This window comes from Acidihalobacter sp., from assembly GCF_037381185.1.
Taxonomy (GTDB): Bacteria; Pseudomonadota; Gammaproteobacteria; order DSM-5130; family Acidihalobacteraceae; genus Acidihalobacter_A.
The window spans coordinates 74,661-90,732 of record NZ_JARRQY010000005.1 but is presented as its reverse complement, the minus strand read 5'-3'; the positions used below and the strand labels follow the sequence as shown (position 1 = coordinate 90,732).

Genomic DNA, 16,072 nt, shown 5'->3' with positions numbered 1-16,072 from the left:
CCAGATTTACTCTGGCGGTATAGCGCGGGGGCCGTGTCCGCGCCTCCGCCGGGCTCATGCCGCGAGTGCAGGCGCATCATGCTTGAATATATTGCCAGTTTCATCACCGCCCTCATCGGCCATCTCGGTTATGCCGGCGTGGCCGTGCTCATGGCCATCGAGAGCGCCTGCATTCCGTTGCCCTCGGAAGTCATCATGCCGTTTTCCGGTTATCTTGTGTCCACTGGCACGCTGGTGCTGTGGCTGGTCGCGTTGGCCGGGGCGGCAGGTTCGGTAGTCGGTTCGCTCGTTGCTTATGCCGTCGGCGCCTGGGGTGGGCGTCCGTTTATCGAACGTTACGGCAAATATCTGCTGATTTCGCACCACGACCTCGATTTGGCCGACCGTTGGTTTGCCCGCCATGGAGACATCACCATCCTGATCGGGCGAATGTTGCCGGTCGTACGCACGTTCATTGCCTTTCCCGCGGGCGTGGCGCGAATGTCGTTGTGGCGTTTCAACCTGTATACCTTCGTAGGCTCGTTCATCTGGTGCTGGGCGCTGGCCTGGATCGGCCTGAAGCTGGGAGAACACTGGCACAGCCTCGGCGGTTGGTTTCATCGTTTTGACGAATTCATCGCTGTATTGCTGCTTGCCGGAATCGTCTGGTACGTCCGGCGGCATTTGCGCCTGCTGCGCAGCTGATGTTCGTCTCGTGATTCGATCGGACTGAAGTGGTGCGACAGTGAAGACGATAGATATCTTTACGTTGATGTTTACGGCTGGGGTACAGGCGGTCATGGCCAGCGGCTTCCTGTTTCTGCAGGGCATGAATCTGCCCACCAAGGTCAAAGCGATCCATTCCTGGGCTTATGCCATGCTGCTTGGTTGGGGTTCCATGTCCTTGCGCTGGGGATATGGCGTCATCCCCGATTTCCTTTCCCTCGTCCTCTCCAATGCGCTGGCGACGCTGGCTCTGGGGCTGATATTGCTCGGTCTGAGACGTTTCGACGGTCAGGCGCCGCACATGAGCCTCATTTTGGTTCTAGGAATTCTCGAAGTGCTGTGCGTGAGCTGGTTCACCCTGATGGACGACAATTTCGAGGCGCGCATTCTGGTTTTCAGCGTTTATGCACTAGTCGGTTTATCGCTGTCTGCGAAAGCCGCATTCGTGGGACGTTCGATGTTTCGGAGCCTTGCGCGTCCGTTGATCGGCTGGTTTCTGATCGCGATGTTGGGCGCTGTTCTGCTACAGGCGATCAGTGCGCTGTTCTTCGGCACCAATCTCGAGAGACTCGACATCAGTTCGCTGTTGAATCTGTTGACGCTCGGCATTACCAATATACTGATTCTTGGCTTGTTCTTCGGTTTCGTGATGCTCGCCAACGACTGCGTGCGTGCCGAGTTGACCAGCTTGGCCAATACCGACGCGTTGACGCTGGGGCTCAACCGCCGCGCGTTCATGGAGGAGGCGGCGCGCGCGCTGGCGCGTGAACGCCGACAGGAGAGGCTCTGCGCTTTGCTGATGTTCGATCTCGATCACTTCAAGCAGATCAACGACCGGTTCGGCCACGTTCAGGGGGACGTCGTGCTCAAGGGCTTTGCGGATCGGGTTCGCCAACGCCTGCGTGCCGGCGATGTGTTCGGTCGCTATGGCGGCGAGGAGTTTCTCGTCCTGCTGCCGGGGGCCGATGCCGGCGCCGGCTTCGTACTTGCAGAGCAACTGCGTACTCGTGTCGCCGAGTTTCCGTTCAGCATGGGCGGAGAAAAGACGGCGCTGACAGTCAGCGTGGGTCTAGCGGTCGACAATGGTGAGGGGGGCATACCCGAGCTGATCGAGGCCGCGGACTGGGCGCTTTACCGCGCCAAGCACCGCGGCCGCAATCGCGTCGTCGTGTTCGACGAGCAGGAAGCAGAAGCGGTGGGAATGCCGCTTGCCGACGAGTGACGATCAGGCGCCTCCGTTGCAGCGTTCCCACACCTCGACGGCTGCGGCCAGGTCCTCCAGCGAGGCGCCGACGGACTTGAACACGGTGATGCTGTCTGGGCCGCCGCGTCCAGGGCGTTGCTCGCGGATCAGTTCGGCAAGCTCGGCACGGATGTCCTCGAAGCGGAAGACGCCCTCGGCCTCGGCACAGAGCAGGTCGCCAGCCTCGCCGCGGGCCCCAGCATAGGTGTCGACGAAGACCTCGCCACGAGTCAGGCAGGCGGCATCCGTTTCGCGCATGTCGGGGCGAAAGGCGCCGACCAGATCCAGATGCGCGCCCGGCGAGAGCCAGTCGCCATGGATCATCGGTTCCTGCGACAACGTGGCGCAGCTGACTACCTGCGCTTCCGCCGTTGCCGCCGCCAGATCGTCTGCCACCGCGGCGGACTCGAACGCGGCCAGGCCGCCCGTGTAATCGCGGTAGCGTTCGGCCAGCGCCCCGGCCTTGTCCGGATTGCGTCCCCACACGCGCAGATGGCGGATTGGGCGGACCGCAGCATGCGCTTCTATCAGCATCGGCGCGAGTTTGCCGGTGCCCGCCACCAGCAGCGTCGAGGCATCTTCCACGGCCAGCCGGTCGGCGGCCAGCGCGGAGGCGGCGGCGGTGCGCCGACGGGTCAGTTCGCTGCCGTCGATGCAGGCCAGCGGCTGGCCGTTGGCGCCGTCGCACAGCATGTAGATGCCGGAGATCGCCGGCAGGCCGTGTGCGGCGTTCTGCGGAAACACGTTGACCATCTTCATGCCGATGTAGCCGTCGTTCTGCCAGGCCGGCATCAGCAGCATGGTGGCCTCGCCATCGTGCCGCGGGATGGCGTGATGATGGCGGGGCGGCGATTCCACACCGTCGCGGAAGGCCTGCTCCAGGCGTTGAATCAATGCCTTCCAGGGCAGGGCGGCGGCGACTTCCTCGCCTGAGATGACGCGCATCGTGTTACTCCGGCAGCGCGGCGGTGACCATGATCTCGACCTTCCACTCGGGCTTGGCCAAGCGCGCTTCCACGCAGGCGCGGACCGGCGGCCGGCCTGGCGTTACCCAGGCGTCCCAGGCGCTGTTCATGGCGTCGAAATCGGCCATGTCGGCCACCCAGATGGTCGCCGACAGCAGGTGCTCGCGCGAGGTGCCGGCGCGTTCGAGCAGTGCGTCGATGCTGGCCAGGATCTGGCGGGTCTGTCCGGCGGCGTCGGCGCTGGCGTCGGAGGCGACCTGTCCGGCGGTGTAGACCGTGCCGGCGTGGATGGTGGCTTGGCTCATGCGGGCGCCGACGTCGAGATGCTGAATGCTCATTGTGAAGGTTCTCTTTCGTTGAGGGTGGGGCTGAGGTGGCGCTGCGGGTCAGCCGCGCCGGGTGTCCGTGAACGCCTGCAGGAACGCGAGCAGGTTCTGCCCCAGGGCGGGGGTCGGGTAGCCGCCTTCCTGGACTATGACGCAGGGCTGCGGCAGCCGGGCCAGGCGTTCGCCGATGCGGGCGTAGTCCGCGGTTTCAAGCGTCATGCCTGCCAGCGGGTCGTCCTTGTGCGCGTCGAGTCCCAGCGCGATCACGACTGCCTCGGCATGGTACGCCTGGAACGCTTCCAGCAGATGCTCCAGGCCCTGCATGAAGGCATTGCCGCCGCTGCCGACGGGCAACGGCACGTTGAGGTTGCAGCCTTCGCCGGCGTCCTCGCCGCGTTCGTCGGCGCTACCCCAGAAGAACGGATAGAACTGGTCCGGATCGGCGTGCACCGAACCGGTCCAGACGTCGCCGCGGCGGTAGAAGATGTCCTGGGTGCCGTTGCCGTGATGCAGGTCGACGTCGACGACCGCGACGCGGGCGAAGCGCTCGCGCAGGATGCTGGCGGCCAGCGCGGAATTGTTCACGAAGCAGAATCCGCCGGCGCTTTCCGGCCCGGCGTGATGCCCCGGCGGGCGGCATAGCGCATAGGCTTCACGTGCGCCGTCGAGCACCGCCTCGGCGGCCATTTCGGCGCTGGCCACGCTAGCGAAGATGCCCTCGAAGCTGTGCGGACCGATGGGGCAGGCCATGTCGTGCAGATGCCAGCCGGCCTGGCCGACCGGATGCGCAGGATAGTGGTGCCCGCCACCGGTCTGGTGAACGTTGGGCAGCACGGTGTCGGAGGCGTTGGGCAGAGTCTGCCAGCGCTCGTGGATGGTATGCAGAAATTCCAGATAGCGGGGCCGATGGACGGTCTCGAGGCGTTGGAGTAGTCGCGCCGAGCCGTCTCCCGGATGTTGCGTTACGTCCAGGCCGGCATCCTGCAGGGCAGCGAGCAGGCGTTCGGCGCGTTCGGTGCTTTCCGGCGACGGCACCGGCCGGCCGCGCACCAGAAAGGTGTCCGGAGAATGGTTTGCCTGACGTGGCGAGTAGTAGATATCCATATCCGTTTCGACGTGTATGGGTGTCAGCGTTCCGGTGGCAGCAGCACGCAGTCGTAGGCGCGTACGGCGACTTCGACGCGGCTGCCCTCGGCGAAGGGCTCACGGTCGATCGGATTGATCGCCTGCAGCGACATTTCGCCAGCCTTGAGGAAGTAACGAGCAGACTGGCCCTGATAGTCGACCGCGTCAACCGTGGCGGGGAAGACGGTGAGTTTTTCGGATGGCTCGTGGCGCTCGGCCAACATCAGTTTCTCCGCACGCACCACCACGCGTACCGCGTCGCCTGTGCCCTGGCCGTGTAGTTCGCCGGCACCGGCGGTCAGTTCGAGTTCCGGGTTGACACGCACCCGGGTCAACTCGCCTTCGCCGCCGTCGATGCGGCCGTCGAGCAGGTTGGCGTGGCCGAGGAAACTGGCGACGAAGGACGAAGCGGGTCGGTTGTAGACCTCTTCTGGGGTGCCGATCTGCTCCACGCGGCCGTTGCTCATGACCACGATGCGGTCCGACATGGCCAGCGCCTCGGACTGGTCGTGAGTCACGAACAGAGTGGTGATGCCGAGCTGGTGCTGGATACGCTTGAGTTCGACGCGCATGTCCTCGCGCAGGTTGGCGTCGAGCGCCGACAGCGGTTCGTCCAGCAGCAGTACGTCGGGCTGGATGACGATGGCGCGCGCCAGGGCGATACGCTGTTGCTGGCCGCCGGAGAGCTGTCCCGGGTAGCGATCGGCCATCTGCGGCAACTGCACCAGTTCCAGCGCTTCCTGTACGCGCCGGCGCATCTCGTCGCCGCGTACGCGGCGGTAGCGCAGGCCGAAGGCCACGTTCTGGAATACGGTCTTGTGTGGGAACAGGGCGTAGTTCTGGAACACCAGGCCCAGATTGCGCTTGTGCATCGGCACGTCGTTGATGCGCCGGTCCTTGATGTTGATGTCGCCGGAACTCGGGTGTTCCAGGCCGGCAATCATGCGCAGCGTGGTGGTCTTGCCGCAGCCGGAGGGGCCGAGCAGGGTGACGAAGCTGCCTTCCTCGATATCCAGGGTCATTTGCTCGACCGCGGTGACCGCGCCGAATTGCTTGATGACGTTGTTGAGGGTTACCGCGGAAGTCGTCATAGGGCTGGAACCGTCGTAAGGCATGGGTTGTCGGGTCGTTGGCTTGAGTCAGTCGGGCTCGAAAACCGGCCGGGGCGCGAACCTCGGCCGGAGCTTGGCTGCCGGCTGTGCTTAGAAGCCTTTCTCGATGCGGCTGAATTTGGCGGACCAGTCGCTCTGGTGCCTGTTCCAGTACGTCGGGTCGAAGAAGTTGAGTTTGTCCAGTGTGCCGGTAGGATCGAAGGCGGGCAGGCTTTCGACCTTCTTGCTCAGCTTGACCTTGGTCGGATCGAGCGAGGGCGGGTAGTTCTGGCCCTCGGCGATGGCGATGGCCACCTCCGGACGCAGGGTGTAGTTGAGCAGTTCCTCGCAGGCCTGCATGGGGCTGCCCTTCATGACGAACAGGCACTCCTGCCAGCCCAGGCCGCCCGGCGGATCGTAGTAACCGATGTCCTTGCCCTGCTGCTGCAGCGCGGCGATGCGGCCGGACCACGCCTCGGTGACGTAGATCTCCTCGTTGGCCAGCAGGCTCATCAACTCGGCGCCGGAACTCCAGTACTTGAGCACCAGGTCGCGGTTCTTGCGGATCGCGTCCCAGACGGCGTTCATATCCTTGATATCATTCGGATTCTGGCTGGTCTGCAGCGCGGCGTACCAGATGCGGGTTTTCCACTCGCCCCAGCCGCCGATCTTGCCCTTGTACTTGGGGTCGATCAGGATCTTGGCGCCCTTTTGGCGGATCTCCTCGTCGGAGATGTACTTGCGATTGTAGGCCAGGCCGGTAGTGCCGTAGTCGTAGGGCACCGCTGAGAGTTTGCCCTTGCTAATCTTGCGCAGCGGCGTCTCCAGCGACTTGATGACGTACTGCAGGTTGGGGATGTTGCTCTCGTTGAGCACCGAGCCCAGGCCCAGATCGTAGTAGCGCACGTAGTCGAACACGCCGCTCAGGTGGGCAATGTTGTACTCTCCCGGCTGACTCGCCTTGACCCGTGCCAGGTACTGATCGGCGTTGCCGAAGGTGCCGCTGATGACGGTGATGCCGGTCTTTTTCTCGAAGGGTTTGAAAGCGTATTTTTCGAAGGCTGCCGAAACGATGCCGCCCCAGCCGTCGTAGTGGATTTGTTTCGCTCCGGCGGCAAGTGCGGCACGATTGAACGGCCCTCCGATCAGGCCTACCGAGGCGCCGGCAGCGGCCAGCAGACCGAGGAACGTGCGGCGGCTGATTTTGCCGTCCTGATAGCGTACCAGTAGCCTTTCCAGGCGTTTCTCGTCATCCATCAGATGTCTCCTTGCGTTGCGGGTAGTGTCGTTGCAGCCCTGGATCTGGGGTTCACGATTGCGGCGTTCTGCTCAGGCGTCGGGTCAGAGCGGCGCCGAGCAAAGGCAGCAAGACGGTAATGGCGATCATCACGGTTCCCAGAGCATTGATCTGAGGACTGATCGAGTTGCGAAGCATGGCGAAAATCTGAGTCGGCACGGTCTCGGTGCCTGCCGGTTTCCAGAACAGGGTGCCGGTCACGTCGTCGAACGAGATGGTGAAAGCGAACAGCAGTCCGGCCAGCACCGCCGGCAACATCAGCGGCAGGGTGATCTGGAAGAAGGTTTGCAGCGGATTGGCGCCCAGGCTCATGGACGCCTCTTCGTAATCGCGACGAATGCCGGTAAGCCGCGCCTGCACCACCAACACCACGAAGGGCAGGGTGAAGATCACGTGGCCGAGCAGCAGCATGAAGAAATTCTTCGGGAGTTCGAGCCAGCGCAGGAACAGCAGCAGTGCCACCGCCAACACCACCTCGGGCACCAGAATGGGGGCGATCAGCAGCGTGGCGATGAAATTCTTGCCGGGGAAGTTGTAACGCACCAGTGCCAGGGCGGCCATGATGCCCAGGGTGGTCGACACCAAGGCCGTCATCGAGCCCAGAATCAGCGAGGTCTTGAGTGCACGCACGATCGAGGCGTCGTTCCACAACACGTCGAACCAGTGGAAGGTGAAGCCGGTCAGCGGGAAGCTGCCGAACTGGCTCGAGTTGAACGCCAGCAGTATCACGATCACCACCGGCAGGAACATGAACAGATACACTAGCAGGGTGACGACGCGAATGATGTTCCAGCCCATGGGAGCCTCAGCGGAAGGCTTTGGCCAGCTGGCCAATGCCGATGAAGTAGTTGTAGAGCATGACCACCGCGCCCAGCACGATGAGCAGGACTAGCGACAGCACCGAACCCAGCGGCCAGTTGAGCTGCGTGATGATGGCGTCGAACACTAGGTTGGCGAACATCGCATCGCGCGGTCCGCCCAGAATGAGCGGCGTGATGTAGGTGCCGCCGGCGAGCACGAAACACAGCAGGCTGCCGGCCGCCAGGCCGGGCACGGACAGCGGCAGCGTCACCTCGCGGAATGCCTGCCAGCTCGTGCAGCCTAGGCTGCGCGCGGCGGAGATCAGGTTGGTGTCGATCGCTTCCAGGCTGACGTAGACGTTCAGAATCATGAACGGGAGCAGGTACTGCACCAGGCCTAGGACTACCGATGCCTGGTTGTACAGCATGTCCAGCGGATGCGTGATGATGCCCGTCCACATCAGCAGCGCGTTGAGCGCGCCGGTTGTGCCCAGCACATGGATCCAGGACATCGTGCGGATGATGTAGCTGATCCAGAACGGCAGCATCAGCAACAGCAGCAGCAGCGACTTGTGACGAAATTTGGTGGTGGCGATGAAATAGGCTGGCACGTAGCCGAGCAGGATGCAGCTGAGCGTGGTGATGAACGCAATGCGCAGGGTCTGCAGCAGGAAATGACGATAGAACGGATCGATCAGCACATCATGCCAGTTGACCAGACTGAAGGCGGGATGATCGGCCCCGGTGGCGGTGCGCAGCCAGAAGGAGTACACCACGATGAAGCCGACTGGCACGACCAGCAGCAGGAATATGACGCTTAGCGCAGGTGCCAAAAGGCGCGCTGGGCGCGTGTCGATCGTCATCCATTCCCCCTGAATTTCGGTCTGCTCGTGGTGTCCGTCGGGCTTCGCTTGAAACGTTCCGTCCGACTATTGAGCGGTTGATATAAACAAATTGCATGCCATTCGTCGTCCGGCATTTTGGGGCCGGCTTGAATCAACTTTGATGCCGTAAAACTTCTCGTGAAGCTGGTAAAACCTGTTTCCGTCTAACGTAACTCCATGTAATACAAAACGTATCCGATCTTTAATTCATGGCCAGGCCAATAAGCTTCCATGACGTTTTTCAGCGTTTTTACGTGCGCTGTTCCTGCTTTTTTAACTCCTTGAAAATCGGCTTGTTTAGCGCTGTTTGAAAAAAAGCAGCCTTCCTCCTGTCTGTTCCTGCACGTGCAATGCCGATTTTTGGAAAATGAGGCCAATGCCTGGGCCCGCAAATTCCTTCATTCAAGCATAGGTGAACAACCAGACCGTCACAATTTGACGTCGCGGAACATTTTGTAACTGAGCTTTTGTACACGGAGTACAAAAACGACGTTTCTGACCGTATCGTGGGAATGCGTCGTACCGGACTGGGCGGGGCTTTCTACGCCGGATGGGTGGGGGAGGCAGGGGGATGTCGTTGGCCACGGTTGCCAATGCGGTGCGCACCGTCCAGGTGCGCACGTCGCTTGATGCACCAATGCGGTGCTTCTGGTGGCCTCAGCCGGGGGGATGTCCGGAGTCGTCCAGATCGTAGGCGCGCAGCACGGCAGGGGCGTGTTCCCTGATCAGTTCCAGTGCGCGCGAATGTTTCCAGTCGTTCCGGTAGACCAGTCCGAAGGCGAATTCGATGGCCGGCTCGAATGACCGTATCTTCACGTTATCTCTTTGTGCCAGTTGGTCCTGTGCTGTGATCGGGTTCATCACGCTGAGTCCGACATCGTTGCCGACCAGGGCGGGAATGGCACCTATATTCGCTTCCGTCTTGCCGGCGATGCGCACGCCGTGCGATGCGATGAGGTTGAGCAACGGATCGGCGCCGATGTTCGGCTGGTTGCTGATGACCAGGTGTTGCCGGTTGAGGTCCTGCACTTCGATTTTCGCGCGGTCGGCCAGGCTGTGGCCCGCCGGTACCAGGCATACCGCGCGGGTTCTTATCCAGGGTTCGATGCGTAGCATGCGCGTGCTGACCGGCAGGGTAACGAAGCCCAGATCGGCCTGCCCGGACTCCACGCTGCGCAGCACTTCGTGACTGGCCATCATGTCGAAACTGATGCTGTAGCCCCTGTTGTTCTTCAGCAACTTCCCGATCAGCCGCGGCACCAGTCCGAAGGACAGGCCTGGGATCGCCGCGATGCGCAGGCGCGAGGTGCCGAATTCCTTCAGCGCGAGCACGCTGTGGCGCAGTTCCTCGAGGTTGCCCATCAGATTCAGGATCTCGTCGTAGAGTTCCCGCGCTTCCGGCGTCGCAATCAGCCGGTTCTTTTCGCGCAGGAACAACTGTATGCCCAGATTGCGCTCGAGCTGAGCCAGCGAGCGGCTGACGCCGGACTGCGTGATCTCCAGCGTGCGCCCCGCCTGCGATGCCGTGCCGGTTTCGAACAGCGTCTTGAAGACAAGCAGTGCCTTCAAGGAATGAATGTCGACGTCAGGCATGATTAAAACTCATAGAAATCAGTAAAAACATCATATATTGAAATGGCTTGCGATTGCTTCCTAGACTCCGGCAAGCATCTTTCCGCGGCCGAACGCCGCCCATTCCCGCCCTATCACCGGAGTCGACCCCCAATGACCGGCCTTGCGGATAAATACACCTCTATAGAGGAAGCCATCGCGCGCATCCCCGATGGCGCCACTATCATGGTCGGCGGCTTCGGCTCGCCGGGTACGCCGTTCGCCCTGCTCGAGGAACTGCTGGCGCAGGGTCAGAAGGATCTCACCCTGATCAAGAACGACGCCAACGAGGCCGGCATCGGCATCGGGCGGCTGATCGAGGCGGGGCGGGTATCGCGTCTGATCGCCTCCCACATCGGCCTTAACCGCATCGCCATCGAGCAGATGAACACCGGCCGCATGGAAGTGGATATCCATCCGCAGGGATTGCTGGCGGAGAAGATCCGCTGCGCCAGCGCCGGGCATTACGGCTTTCTCACCGACATCGGCCTGGAGACCGAGATCGCCTCGCAGCGTCAGGAGGTCGAGTGCGACGGCCGCACCTGGGCCATCGAGCCGGCCCTGTACGCGGATTTCGCGCTGGTGCACGCCGAGCATGCCGACCGCTACGGCAACCTCGTCTACCGCGCCGCCGCAATCAACTTCAATCCGCTGGTGGCCATGGCCGCGAAGCACACCATCGCGCAGAGCTACCGGGTGGACGAACCGGGCAGTCTGGAACCGGAAGCGGTCCACACGCCATGCGCCTTCATCAGCGCGCTCGTACAGGTGCCGGTCGAATCCAGCGAACAGGGGTGGAAAAAACATGTCGCCTGAACAGCAGCGCATTCTGGCGCGCGCCGCGCGCGAAGTCCTGCCGGGACATATCGTCAATCTCGGCATCGGCCTGCCGACTGGGCTGTTTCCCTATCTCGGCAGCGACGTGCTGGTGCACTCCGAGAACGGCGTTCTCGGCTGCAGTCCGCGCGGTGACGGCGAGCCCCCGGACTACGATCTGATCGATTCGGGCGGCGCCTACATCGGCACCGTGCCGGGTGCGAGTTTCTTCGACAGCAGCGTGTCCTTTGCCATGATCCGGCGCAGCCGGGTGGACATCACCTTCATGGGGGCCTTCGAGGTCGACGAGGAGGGCAACCTGGCCAACTGGAAGATCCCCGGCAAGTTCTCGCCCGGCATCGGCGGAGCCATGGAGCTGGCGCAGAAGGTGCCGCGACTGGTCATACTCTGTTCGCACAACGACAAGCACGGCAATCCCAAGATCCTGCAGCGCTGCCGCCTGCCGCTCACCGCGCCGCGCTGCGTGTCGCGCATCATTACCGACAAGGCGGTCATGGACGTAACCGCCGACGGTCTGGCGCTGGTGGACATCGCCGAGGGCTTGTCCGTGGACGAACTGCGCGAGGCCACGGAAGCGACGCTGATCATCGACGAAACACGGCTGGGGAGGTTCTGATGCTGACCGACACGGAAAAACGGATCGAAAAGCGCTGCGACGAGCTGCTCGGCAGCGCGGTCGAACTGACCCGGGATCTGGTGCAGGGTTATAGCGTGCTGGGCAACGAGCAGGGCACGCTGGACACCATGGAGCGCTGGCTGGGCGAGCTGGATCTGCCGGTGGAGCGGGTGCCGCTGGACGCTCCGGGCCTGGACGAGAATCCGCGCCACGCTCCCGTCGCCTGGCCGGCCAAGGGACGCTACAACGTCATGTCGCGCCTGAATCCCGGTGCGAACGGCCCTCATCTGGTGCTCAACGGGCATCTGGACGTGGTGCCGGCCGAACCCGTGGAGATGTGGACGCGCGCGCCCTGGGAACCCTGGGAGCAGGACGGCTGGCTGTACGGCCGCGGCGTCGGCGACATGAAGGCCGGCATCGCCGCCATGGTGATGGCGGTGCGCGCGGTGCGAGAGGCGGGCGTCGCGATCGACTTCCCGCTGAGCATCCAGACCGTCATCGAGGAAGAGTGCAGCGGCAACGGCGCGCTGGCCTGCGTGCATCAGGGCCACGGCGGCGACTTCGTGCTCGTTCCCGAACCCTTCGGCGCGCAGATCTACACCGGCCAGATCGGCGTGCTGTGGTTCAAGCTCAGCGTGCAGGGCGTGCCGGCGCACGTGCTCGACACCACGGCCGGCAGCAACGCCATCGAATACCTGCAGCAGTACATCCCGGGGCTCAAGCATCTGGAGGACGAGCTTAACGCCGTCCGCCGCCCGGCGCCCTACGATGCGGTGGGACATCCGTTCAACCTCAACATCGGACGCATACAGGGCGGCAACTGGGCCTCCAGCGTGCCGGCCTACGCCGAGCTCGAGGGGCGTATCGGCTTCCCGGTGGGCATGTCGCCGGAGGAGATCATGCAGCGCGTACGCCAGGCCGTGACCGAGCGCCATGTCGAGCTGTCGGGTGGCGGTGCGCAGCCGCCCATGGTCGAGTTCCACGGCTTCCGTTCGGAAGGTCATCTGGTCGACCTGGAGTCGCCCGGCGTGCGCCTGCTGGAGCGTTGCCACGAGGACCTGACCGGCACGTCGGCGCCGCATTACCTGTCGACCTGTACCACCGATCTGCGCGCGTTCCAGATCGCCGGCGGCGTGCCCGGTACCTGTTACGGTCCGGTGGCGCAGCGCATCCACGGCGTCGACGAATGCGTGGAGATCGCCTCCATCCGTCAGGTCATGGCGACCTACGCCTTGTTCATCAGCCGTTGGGCGGAGGCCGTCTGAACATGCAGCAAGCTTATATCGTCGACTATGCGCGCAGCGCCTTCAGCCGCGCCCATCCCTACAAGCCGCAGGTGGATGTCTGGGCCGGCACGCGCGGCGACGTGCTGCTGGCCGGGCTGATCGATCACCTGCTGGCTCGCGGTGAGCTGCCCGTCGACGCGGTCGAGGATCTGTCGGTCGGCTGCGCGCTGCCGGTAAGAGATCAGTGGAATTTCGGCGGACGCTATCCGCAGTGGCTGTCGAGCCTGGGGCACGGCTGCGCCACACGCAGCATCGATCAGCAGTGCGGTTCCGGCTTGGCGGCGCTGCGCAGCTGCGCGCGCGAAATCCAGGCCGGGGCCATCGAGCTCGGCCTTGCCGGCGGCTACGAGAACATGACGCGCGTGCCGATGGGGCCGACGCTGTTCGACGAAGGCGTACTCACCGTGCCGCCTGAGATCGGCGGCGTCGAGCGCGTAGCGCTCGAAGTTGCGCTGAACATGGGACTGACCGCCGAGAACCTGGCCGCCGAGGCCGGCATCACGCGCGAGGACATGGACGCCTTCGCGCTGGCTTCGCATCAGCGTGCGGCTGCGGCGGAGTCCGACGGCTTCCTCGCCGGCGAACGCATTGCGCTGCCCGACGCCGAGGGCAATGCGGTCGATCTCGACGCCAACATCCGTGCGGACACCAGCCTGGACAAGCTCGCCGGACTCAAGCCCGCCTTTCGCGAAGACGGCGTCGTCACCGCCGGCAACAGCTCGCCGCTGACCTCCGGCGCCGCCGTAGCGGTGCTGATGTCCGAGCAGGCCGTCGAGCGCTACGGCGCGCAGCCGCTGGCGCGCATCGTCGGCTTCGCCGACTGCGGGGTGCCGCCCGAGCTGATGGGCGCGGGCGCGACGGCGGCGATCCGGCGCGTGCTGGCGCAGACCGGTTTGGATGCCGCGCAGATCGACGCCTGGGAGATCAACGAGGCGTTCAGTGTGGTGCCGCTCTACGCCATGCGTCAGCTCGGACTGGACGAGGAGCGCGTGAACGTGCGGGGCGGGGCGCTGGCGCTGGGCCATCCGCTGGGTGCGACCGGGGTGCGTCTGGCCGGGACGTTGGCGCGGATTCTGGGCGAGCGTCAGGGGCGTTACGGGTGTGCAGCGGCGTGTATTGGGGGTGGGCAGGGGATTGCCATGGTGATTGAGCGCTGTTAATGGCCGCGTTTGTGAAGTCGGCGTACTTGCTGGTTTTTGGGGATTGTGTCGGGTGCATCACTGAGTCAGATCAAAATTACCCGCCGCTTATTCGCGGCCGAAACCAGCCTCAACGCTAGAGGATGGAGTAATTAAGTATGCTGGATAGTCCCCAATGGACCTTATTCCAAAAGAGTCGGCTGTAAGCTATGAAAGAACATCTGGACTCGACCCGCTATGATTGTACGGATCACCACTTATCCCCAGGTTCCTTAGGCGCGATCGCCTTCGCCCCATCAGATATCGAGAGAAAATCATGCTGTTTTCAAGTGTATCCGCCACGCTTCCGACTCCCGATCATGCTCTGCCGGGACGGGCCGAAGCGATGCCGGTCCCGCCCGCGCATGCGGTCAACGGCCGGTCATTGACGCCGCCCTGGCCCGAGGGATTGGCCGAAGCGGTGTTTGGCCTGGGTTGTTTCTGGGGCGCCGAGCGTCGCTTTTGGAAGGAGCCGGGCGTGTATGTCACTGCGGTCGGTTACGCCGGGGGCGCGACGCCGAATCCGACCTACGAGGAAGTTTGCTCCGGCCTGACCGGTCACGCCGAGGTCGTGCGCGTGGTGTTCGATCCGCAGGTGCTGAGCTACGCGGACCTGCTAAAGGTGTTCTGGGAGGCGCACGATCCGACCCAGGGCATGCGCCAGGGCAACGACCGCGGCACGCAGTACCGCTCCGCCATCCATACGCTGGACGCTACGCAACAGGAGACCGCCGAGGCTTCACGCCGGACCTATCAGACCGCTCTGGCGGCTGCCGAACGTGGCGCGATCACCACGGAGATAGCGCCGGCGGGCGAGTTCTACTATGCCGAGGACTACCACCAGCAGTATCTGGCCAAGAATCCGGACGGTTACTGTGGTCTGGGTGGCACCGGCGTGGCCTGCCCGGGGTGATGGCGATGAAGTGGAGGACTCTTGTCAGCCCGGCCGAACTGGCGGCCCGTATCGATGAGCCTGAAATCCTGGTCGTCGATTGCCGTTTCGATCTGGCGCATCCGCGGATCGGTCTCCAGGCTTATGCCGAAGGCCATTTGCCCAGAGCGGTGTATGCCGACCTGGAGGCCGATCTTTCAGCGGAGCCTGGACCGTTGGATGGGCGTCATCCGTTGCCCGACCCGGATGAACTTGCGCGAAAGCTCGGCGGCTGGGGGATCGGCGACGGCACGCAGGTGGTGGCATATGACGATGCGGGCGGTGCGTGGGCGGGCCGGCTATGGTGGCTGTTGCGCTGGTTGGGGCACGAACGGGTGGCGGTGCTCGACGGCGGTGTGCCGGCCTGGATTGCCGAGGGATATGCCTTGAGCAGGGAGGAGGCCGCCCGGTCGCCGCGTTCCTTCACGCCGAGTCCCGACTCGGCCATGATGATTGACGTGGCGACACTGGCGCAGGAGCTGGAGCGCGGAGCGTGTCGGCTGGTCGACGTACGCGCGGCGGCTCGTTTTCGCGGTGAACAGGAACCGATCGATCCGGTGGCGGGTCATGTTCCCGGAGCGGTCAATCGTCCGTTCGCGGAGAACCTCGACCCCAGCGGGCGTTTCCTGCCTGCGGTGCAATTGGCTGGAGCGTTGCAGGAGTTGTGCGCCGGGTTGGCACCGGAGCGGGTCGTGGCGATGTGCGGTTCGGGGGTGACGGCTTGCCACCTGTTGCTGGCCATGGCCCATGCCGGCTTGCCCGTTGGTCGGCTCTATCCGGGATCCTGGAGCGAGTGGATTCGTGATCCGCGGCGGTCGGTGGCGGTGGGGGAGTGAGTTGAGGTGTGTGGTTTCTGTTGGCGGTGTGGTGGGAGTTTTTCCTGTTTTTGGCGCTGAGGCTCGTTTCGGACGCGGATCAGCGTTTCCAGTATTGATCCTACTTGGGTGACGCGCCCGAGCCTCTTTCTTTGCACGCCCAAAGAAAGAGGCGAAAGAAAGGCGCCCGAAGGCCTTGTCCCTGACGGGCAAACCTCAAGCGCACACCCCGCGCCGGGGCGCACGCTCGACGCAAGGCCACACGGGAACCGGGAGTCAAAACAGAACGCACCCCAAACGTCTGGGCTACGAATCGGAAACGTAGGTTGGGGTAAGCGAAGCGCACCCCAACGTGGGCGGTG

At 63.6% G+C, this 16,072-nt stretch carries 16 protein-coding genes; 8 read left to right on the top strand and 8 right to left on the bottom strand.

What is annotated here, in order from left to right; all coding sequences use genetic code 11:
* The first annotated feature begins 78 nt into the window (after nt 1-78).
* Complete coding sequence (locus P8014_RS02610; protein WP_337815743.1) at nt 79-684, top strand: DedA family protein; 606 nt, start codon at nt 79-81, stop codon at nt 682-684.
* Between the two features lie 40 nt (nt 685-724).
* Nucleotides 725-1,927, top strand: coding sequence for a GGDEF domain-containing protein (locus P8014_RS02605; RefSeq protein WP_337815742.1), 1,203 nt, complete (start codon nt 725-727; stop codon nt 1,925-1,927).
* 3 nt (nt 1,928-1,930) lie between these two features.
* On the opposite strand, the gene P8014_RS02600 is transcribed toward P8014_RS02605, so the two are convergent.
* The 8 genes from P8014_RS02600 to P8014_RS02565 form a co-directional block, all read right to left on the bottom strand.
* Complete coding sequence (locus P8014_RS02600; protein WP_337815741.1) at nt 1,931-2,893, bottom strand: ornithine cyclodeaminase family protein; 963 nt, start codon at nt 2,891-2,893, stop codon at nt 1,931-1,933.
* Between the two features lie 4 nt (nt 2,894-2,897).
* A complete protein-coding gene (locus P8014_RS02595; protein WP_337815740.1) occupies nt 2,898-3,251 on the bottom strand; it encodes a RidA family protein in 354 nt (117 codons plus the stop codon).
* Nucleotides 3,252-3,299: 48 nt separating this feature from the next.
* Entirely contained in the window at nt 3,300-4,343 is a 1,044-nt protein-coding gene (locus P8014_RS02590) for a histone deacetylase family protein (protein ID WP_337815739.1), read from the bottom strand.
* A 23-nt stretch (nt 4,344-4,366) separates the two neighbouring features.
* Complete coding sequence (locus P8014_RS02585; RefSeq protein WP_337815738.1) at nt 4,367-5,455, bottom strand: ABC transporter ATP-binding protein; 1,089 nt, start codon at nt 5,453-5,455, stop codon at nt 4,367-4,369.
* 111 nt (nt 5,456-5,566) lie between these two features.
* Nucleotides 5,567-6,712, bottom strand: a complete 1,146-nt coding sequence (locus P8014_RS02580; RefSeq protein WP_337815737.1) for an extracellular solute-binding protein — start codon at nt 6,710-6,712, stop codon at nt 5,567-5,569.
* Between the two features lie 52 nt (nt 6,713-6,764).
* Complete coding sequence (locus P8014_RS02575) at nt 6,765-7,550, bottom strand: ABC transporter permease (protein WP_337815736.1); 786 nt, start codon at nt 7,548-7,550, stop codon at nt 6,765-6,767.
* 7 nt (nt 7,551-7,557) lie between these two features.
* Nucleotides 7,558-8,415: an ABC transporter permease gene (locus tag P8014_RS02570; RefSeq protein ID WP_337815735.1), complete on the bottom strand. Its 858-nt coding sequence runs from the start codon at nt 8,413-8,415 to the stop codon at nt 7,558-7,560.
* A gap of 678 nt (nt 8,416-9,093) precedes the next feature.
* Complete coding sequence (locus P8014_RS02565) at nt 9,094-10,029, bottom strand: LysR family transcriptional regulator (RefSeq protein ID WP_337815734.1); 936 nt, start codon at nt 10,027-10,029, stop codon at nt 9,094-9,096.
* 132 nt (nt 10,030-10,161) lie between these two features.
* Between P8014_RS02565 and P8014_RS02560 the strand changes: the two genes are divergently transcribed.
* The 6 genes from P8014_RS02560 to P8014_RS02535 all read left to right on the top strand — a co-directional run bounded on the left by P8014_RS02560 (nt 10,162) and on the right by P8014_RS02535 (nt 15,731).
* Nucleotides 10,162-10,863 carry a CoA transferase subunit A gene (locus P8014_RS02560; RefSeq protein WP_337815733.1) on the top strand — a complete coding sequence of 234 codons (702 nt, stop codon included), beginning with the start codon at nt 10,162-10,164 and terminating at the stop codon, nt 10,861-10,863.
* Nucleotides 10,853-11,500: a 3-oxoacid CoA-transferase subunit B gene (locus tag P8014_RS02555; protein WP_337815732.1), complete on the top strand. Its 648-nt coding sequence runs from the start codon at nt 10,853-10,855 to the stop codon at nt 11,498-11,500. Before P8014_RS02560 ends, P8014_RS02555 begins: the two co-directional genes overlap by 11 nt.
* Entirely contained in the window at nt 11,500-12,765 is a 1,266-nt protein-coding gene (locus P8014_RS02550; protein ID WP_337815731.1) for an ArgE/DapE family deacylase, read from the top strand. The genes P8014_RS02555 and P8014_RS02550 overlap by 1 nt, the downstream gene beginning before the upstream one ends.
* Before the next feature lie 2 nt (nt 12,766-12,767).
* Nucleotides 12,768-13,946 (top strand): acetyl-CoA C-acyltransferase, encoded by a 1,179-nt coding sequence (locus P8014_RS02545; protein WP_337815730.1) that lies wholly within the window; start codon nt 12,768-12,770, stop codon nt 13,944-13,946.
* A 295-nt stretch (nt 13,947-14,241) separates the two neighbouring features.
* Nucleotides 14,242-14,877: a peptide-methionine (S)-S-oxide reductase MsrA gene (gene msrA, locus P8014_RS02540; RefSeq protein WP_337815729.1), complete on the top strand. Its 636-nt coding sequence runs from the start codon at nt 14,242-14,244 to the stop codon at nt 14,875-14,877.
* 5 nt (nt 14,878-14,882) lie between these two features.
* Nucleotides 14,883-15,731, top strand: coding sequence for a sulfurtransferase (locus P8014_RS02535; RefSeq protein ID WP_337815728.1), 849 nt, complete (start codon nt 14,883-14,885; stop codon nt 15,729-15,731).
* Nucleotides 15,732-16,072 lie beyond the last annotated feature (341 nt).